This window comes from Ezakiella sp., from assembly GCF_034180565.1.
GTDB lineage: Bacteria > Bacillota > Clostridia > Tissierellales > Peptoniphilaceae > Ezakiella.
In genome coordinates, this window is record NZ_JAXFOB010000016.1 from 24,437 (window position 1) to 30,620 (window position 6,184).

Genomic DNA, 6,184 nt, shown 5'->3' on the forward strand with positions numbered 1-6,184 from the left:
TACTATGGATATCAAAAACATCGATATTTCAGAAGCGATGACAATTAAGCTTCCTGAAACACTACCACCGAAGCTCGAATTTGACCCAAAAATCAGAAGAGCGCCAAAGCGTGAACTCACACTCTCAGAACATGAAATGAAGCTTGCTTTAAAGAATGCTTTGAGATATATTCCTGAAAGTCTTCACGAAACTCTTGCACCTGAATTTATGGAAGAACTCATGACAAGAGGAAGAATTTACGGTTACAGATACAGACCGGCAGGAAACATCAAGGCTAAACCTATCGATGAATACGAAGGAAAGACAATGGAAGGCAAGGCTTTCCAACTCATGATGGACAACAATCTCGACTTCGACGTTGCACTCTATCCATATGAACTCGTAACATACGGTGAAACCGGACAAGTTGTTCAAAACTGGATGCAATATAGATTGACACAAGAATATTTGAAGGTTATGACCGACGAACAAACTCTTGTAATGATGTCAGGTCATCCGATGGGACTCTTTAAATCAAACAAACAAGCTCCGAGAGTTATTATCACAAATGCTCTTATGGTTGGTATGTTTGACGACCAAGACCACTGGACAAAAGCAATCGCAATGGGCAACGCAAACTATGGACAAATGACTGCAGGTGGATGGATGTACATCGGACCTCAAGGAATTGTTCACGGAACATTCAACACAATTTTGAATGCAGGAAGATTAAAACTCGGTGTTCCTGAACACGGCGACTTGGCAGGACACATGTTCATTTCATCAGGTCTCGGCGGAATGAGCGGCGCACAAGGAAAAGCTGCAAAGATTGCTAAAGCTGTCGGACTTATTGCTGAAGTTGACTTGTCAAGAATCGAAACAAGACTTGAACAAGGATGGATTGACGAATACAGCGACAGTTGTGAAGAAGTGTTCAAGATGGCTCAAAAGGCTGTTGACAATAAAGAAGCAAGATCAATTGCATACTATGGAAATATCGTAGACTTGCTCGAATATGCTGTAGATAACGATATTCATATCGAACTTCTTTCAGACCAAACTTCATGTCACGTTCCGTATGACGGAGGTTATTGTCCACAAGGCATGACTTTCGAAGAAAGAACAAAGATGCTCGCAACAGACCACGAAGGATTCAAGAGAGAAGTAGATAAATCTCTTCGCCATCACTATGAATTAATTAAAGCGTTGGTTGCAAAGGGAACTTACTTCTTCGACTACGGTAACTCATTCATGAAAGCTGTATTTGATGCAGGTGCAAAGGATATTGCTAAAAACGGAGTCGACGAAAGTGAAGGATTTGTATTCCCATCATATGTTGAAGATATTATGGGACCTATGCTCTTTGACTACGGCTACGGACCATTCAGATGGGTATGCCTTTCAGGTAAACACGAAGACTTGGTTAAAACAGACCATGCAGCAATGGAATGTATCGACCCTGAAAGACGCGGACAAGACAGAGACAACTACATTTGGATTCAAGATGCTGAAAAGAATCAACTCGTTGTAGGTTCACAAGCAAGAATTCTATACCAAGATGCTGGTGGAAGACTAAAAATTGCTCTTAAGTTCAACGAACTTGTAAGGAATGGAGAAATCGGACCTGTTATGCTCGGACGTGACCACCATGACACAGGCGGAACTGACTCACCGTTTAGAGAAACTTCAAACATCAAAGACGGCTCAAACATTATGGCTGACATGGCTACACAATGTTTCGCAGGAAACTGTGCAAGAGGAATGAGCTTGGTTGCACTCCACAACGGCGGCGGTGTTGGTATCGGTAAATCAATCAACGGCGGTTTCGGGATGGTTCTAGACGGCTCTGAAAGAGTTGACAATATTTTGAAGAGCGCAATGCTTTGGGATACAATGGTCGGAGTTTCAAGAAGAAGCTGGGCAAGAAACGAACACTCAATTGAAACAACAATTGCATACAACAAAGATAAAGAAAACAATTCACACATCACAATTCCATACATTGCTGATGATGAATTGGTAAACAGATTGGTTGAAGAAAATTTGAAAAAATGTTAATTTGGTGGCAGATGGGCTCACCTGTCTATCATAAGGCCGCTTTATAATGCGGCCTTTTAATTTTTTATAAAAATTTTTTTCTCAATCAATATTTAATGGGTAAAATATAATTGTAACAATATGATTTATAATTGAAAGGAGAATTATAATGGCAAGAATTTTGGAATGCGTTCCTAATTTCTCTGAAGGAAGAGATAAGGAAAAAGTCGAACAAATAGTTGAAGAGGTTAGAAAAGTTAAAGGAGTAACATTACTCGACTACTCATCTGACGAAACACACAACAGAAGTGTTGTAACATTTGTCGGAGAACCTGAAGCTGTAATTGAAGCTGCTTTCAACGCTGCAAAAAAAGCATCTGAAGTAATCGATATGACCACACACCAAGGCGGACACCCGAGAATGGGAGCAATGGACGTTTGTCCGTTAATTCCTATTAAAGAAGTTACAATGGAAGAAGCTATTGAACTTTCTAAAAAACTTGGAAAGAGAATTGGAGAAGAACTCGGAATCAGCGTTTATCTTTATGAAAAGAGCGCTTCAAAACCTGAACGTGAAAACTTGGCTGTAGTAAGAAAAGGTCAATACGAAGGAATGGAAGAAAAACTTAAATCGGAAGGTTGGGAACCTGACTTCGGACCTGTTGAACTCAACAAAAAATCAGGCGTTTCAGCTGTCGGCGCAAGAATGCCGCTTGTAGCATTTAACGTAAACCTAAACACAGACAATGTTGAAATTGCAAAAGCTATTGCAAAGAAAATTCGTGCAAAAGGCGGCGGATTTGCATATTGTAAAGCTATGGGACTTCTCCTTGAAGACAAGAATCTTGCACAAGTTTCAATGAACTTGGTTGACTATACTCACACAAGTGTATATCACGCATTTGAATTTATTAAACGCGAAGCTCTAAGATATGGGGTAAACGTTGTAAATTCAGAAGTTATAGGACTTGTTCCGATGGATGCACTTTTGGATGCTGCAAAATGGTATTTGCAAATTGACGAATTTGACCATTCACAAGTATTGGAGACAAGACTCCATGACTAAGGTAACTCTAGCGATTGAAAATATTTCGGAGCTTATTACCGTTGCGGGCGAAAATGCTCCTAGAATGGGAAAAGCTCAAGGGGAAATTGAAAAGATAAAAGACGGAGTAGTACTTGTTTCGGGCGATAAAATTTTATATGCAGGAAACAAGGAAAATGCACCGAAATATGAAAAGAGTGATGACTTCGTATTGATTGACGGAACCGGAAAAACTGTAACTCCGGGTCTTATAGATTCACACACTCACTTGGTTCACGGCGGCTCAAGAGAAAATGAACTCGATATGAAATTAAACGGAGTGACATATCTTGAAATTCTCGAAAGAGGCGGCGGAATTATGTCAACGCTTAAACAAACGAAGGAAATGAGCGAATTCGAATTATTCGAACAAGCAAAGAAATCGGTTGAAAGATTAATTTCATACGGTGTTACGACTATCGAAGCAAAAACAGGATATGGAATTGACGACTTCGACACGGAAATGAAACAATTAAACGTTGCCGACAGACTCGGAAAAGAACTTCCTGTGGATATCGTAAAAACATTTATGGCAGCTCACGCAATTCCTGAAAAATATAAATCAAATCCGGGAGAGTTCATAGACATCGTTATAAACGAATATCTTCCGAAAATTGAAGCGGACGGAAGATGCAAGTTCTGCGACGTGTTCTGTGAAAAGGGCGTATTTAACGCAGAAGACAGTAAGAGACTTTTGGAAGCTGCAAAAAAACACGGACTAACTCCGAAAATTCACGCAGATGAAATCGAAGAAATCGGCGGAACAAAAACTGCTGCTGACGTTCGTGCAATAAGTGCAGAACACCTTATCAAATGTTCTGAAAAAGGCGTGGATGAACTAAAAGAAGGCGGCGTTATTGCAAATCTTCTTCCGGGAACAAGCTTTAATATGGGCGATGGAATTTTTGCTCCGGCAAGACTTATGATTGAAAAAGAAGTGCCGATTGCAATTTCAACCGACTACAACCCGGGAAGTTGTCCAACGGAAAATATTCAACTATGTATGTATCTTGCATGTCTTAATATGAAGATGACACCGGCTGAAGCATTGGTCGGAGTTACTATAAACGCTGCATGCGCTGTGGATGAACAAGACACAAAGGGAAGCCTTATGGAAGGTAAACTTGCGGATATAACAATTTTTGATGCGCCGAACATAAATTATGTTCTCTATCACTTTGGTGTAAATCACACTGATAAGGTGATAAAAAATGGAAAAGTCGTTTACGAATCGAAATAGTAAAAAAGCTGTTGTCGTAACTGATGAAAATTTAATATTTGACGGTATAAAAAACGTTCTTATTGAAACGGGATACAACGCTACTGAAAAGAAACTCGTTAACATAAACAAAAGAGATTTCAAATCCAGACTTATCATCATCGTTTCTTACGATTTAAAAAAAGAAGAACTTGAACTTATAAAGTCTATAAAAGAAAACTCTTTTTATGCAGCCATTATTCTTGTGACGGGAGTTGGCGAAAATATAATAAATCGCTCAATTTTTAAAATCGGCGTCGATGCTGTAGTAAATGCATTTGAGTCGGAAACGATTCTAAAAAATGCAATTCAAGCAATAGAAAGGGATGGAAAATATATTTCTCCTTTTTATGTAAGCGATTATGAAGCTGATGAAAAGAAATTGGACAACCTTACGAAGAGACAATATCAAATATTTCTCTTGGCAAAGGACGGGAAAAATAAAGAAGAAATAGCGAAAATTCTCGGAATAACGCCGAAGACCGTTGGAAATCACCTGAGTAAAATAAGAAAAACAATAAAATAGAGGGTCAGTGTGACCCTCTTTACATATAATATATACTAAACTAAAAAATCGTAGAAAGCTTCAGCGCCCGGCGAAAGCTTTTTATTTTTGTGTCTAACAAGATAGAAAGAACGTTTAATAGGAACTCCTTTCAAACGAAGCTTTAAAATATCGTTTTCATTGTCTGTAAACCATGAACTGATAAAAGAACCGCCATATCCGCTCTTAACCAAACTGAGTATAAGCTCATTGCTGTCAAACACGGAATAATTGTTTTTTATAATATCCGGATATGCTTTTGTTACAGCATTTGCAAACGTTTTAAATGTCCCGCTGCCAGGTTCTCTGAGCATAAGAGGAATGTCTTTAATATCGTCATAATCGATAGAATCAAAATTTGAAAAACCCGGGAACTTATCCTTCTTAATTATATAGCAAATTTCATCTGAGAAAATATTTGTATATAATAATGTAGGGTCAGGAAATTTAAAACCCACTATTCCGAAATCGCATTTGCCGTTTTTTACATTATTTACAACGTTCATAGAATCCAAACCGGAAACATTAAAAGTTATTCCCGGATGTGTGTCGGCAAACTTTGCAATCTTGTCAGGCAAATAGAAAAGCTTTGGAACGCTCGAAGAAAGAATACTTACATTACCTTCTATATTTGAATTCGAAACAGAGATTTCAAGTTTTGCACTTCCAAGTGTATAAACAACATCTTTAGCATATCTATAAAAAATTTCACCGGCATTAGTCAAGGTGACGGTGTGTCCAAGTCTATTTAACAAAGCGCAGTCAAGTTCTTTTTCAAGATTTTGAATGTGCGCGGTAATAGTAGGTTGTGAAACAAAAAGCTTATCTGCAGCTTTTGAAAAACTGTGTAAATCAGCTACATATATAAATGATTCCAAATGTTTTAAGTCCATAATAACCTCCTATTAAAATTATAACAAAAATTAATAGAAAAATCAAATAAAACAATTGCAAAAAAACTAAAAATGTTATATAATATCAATACGACAATTATATATAAAATACATGAAAAAGTAAAGAAAAGGTTTTTTTAAAAATTTTAAAAAATCTTTGGAAAAACTCTTGACAAACCAAAATGTATTTGGTATACTAATTATTGTCAGCTCGAGAGAGCGAAGAACCTAAACAAAAAAATAAGTGAAAAGTAGACAAGAATCTAACTACAAAGTTAATTCAAAAGTGGAAGCAAAAACCACTATAAAAAAGCAAATAATAAGAGCTTGGCTCAAACTTTTACTTGAGAGTTTGATCCTGGCTCAGGACGAACGCTGGCGGCGTGCT

Annotated in this window: 5 protein-coding genes; 4 read left to right on the plus strand and 1 reads right to left on the minus strand. The window is 37.6% G+C overall.

All coding sequences use genetic code 11. From position 1 onward, the window contains the following. The first annotated feature begins 4 nt into the window (after positions 1-4). The 4 genes from SPI61_RS03590 (at position 5) to SPI61_RS03605 (ending at position 4,885) form a co-directional block, all read left to right on the plus strand. Complete coding sequence (locus SPI61_RS03590) at positions 5-2,038, plus strand: urocanate hydratase (RefSeq protein ID WP_321136752.1); 2,034 nt, start codon at positions 5-7, stop codon at positions 2,036-2,038. Between the two features lie 148 nt (positions 2,039-2,186). Further along, positions 2,187-3,083, plus strand: a complete 897-nt coding sequence (gene ftcD, locus SPI61_RS03595; RefSeq protein WP_321136753.1) for a glutamate formimidoyltransferase — start codon at positions 2,187-2,189, stop codon at positions 3,081-3,083. After that, on the plus strand, positions 3,076-4,341 hold the full coding sequence (hutI, locus tag SPI61_RS03600; RefSeq protein WP_321136754.1) for an imidazolonepropionase: 1,266 nt from the start codon (positions 3,076-3,078) through the stop codon (positions 4,339-4,341). The genes ftcD and hutI overlap by 8 nt, the downstream gene beginning before the upstream one ends. Continuing rightward, complete coding sequence (locus SPI61_RS03605) at positions 4,313-4,885, plus strand: LuxR C-terminal-related transcriptional regulator (protein WP_321136755.1); 573 nt, start codon at positions 4,313-4,315, stop codon at positions 4,883-4,885. The genes hutI and SPI61_RS03605 overlap by 29 nt, the downstream gene beginning before the upstream one ends. A 35-nt stretch (positions 4,886-4,920) precedes the next feature. Here the strand turns inward: SPI61_RS03605 and SPI61_RS03610 are convergent, their stop codons facing one another. Further along, the gene (locus SPI61_RS03610) at positions 4,921-5,796 is read right to left on the minus strand and encodes a selenium metabolism-associated LysR family transcriptional regulator (protein ID WP_321136756.1); all 876 of its coding nucleotides are present in this window, start codon (positions 5,794-5,796) and stop codon (positions 4,921-4,923) included. Positions 5,797-6,184: the final 388 nt, after the last annotated feature.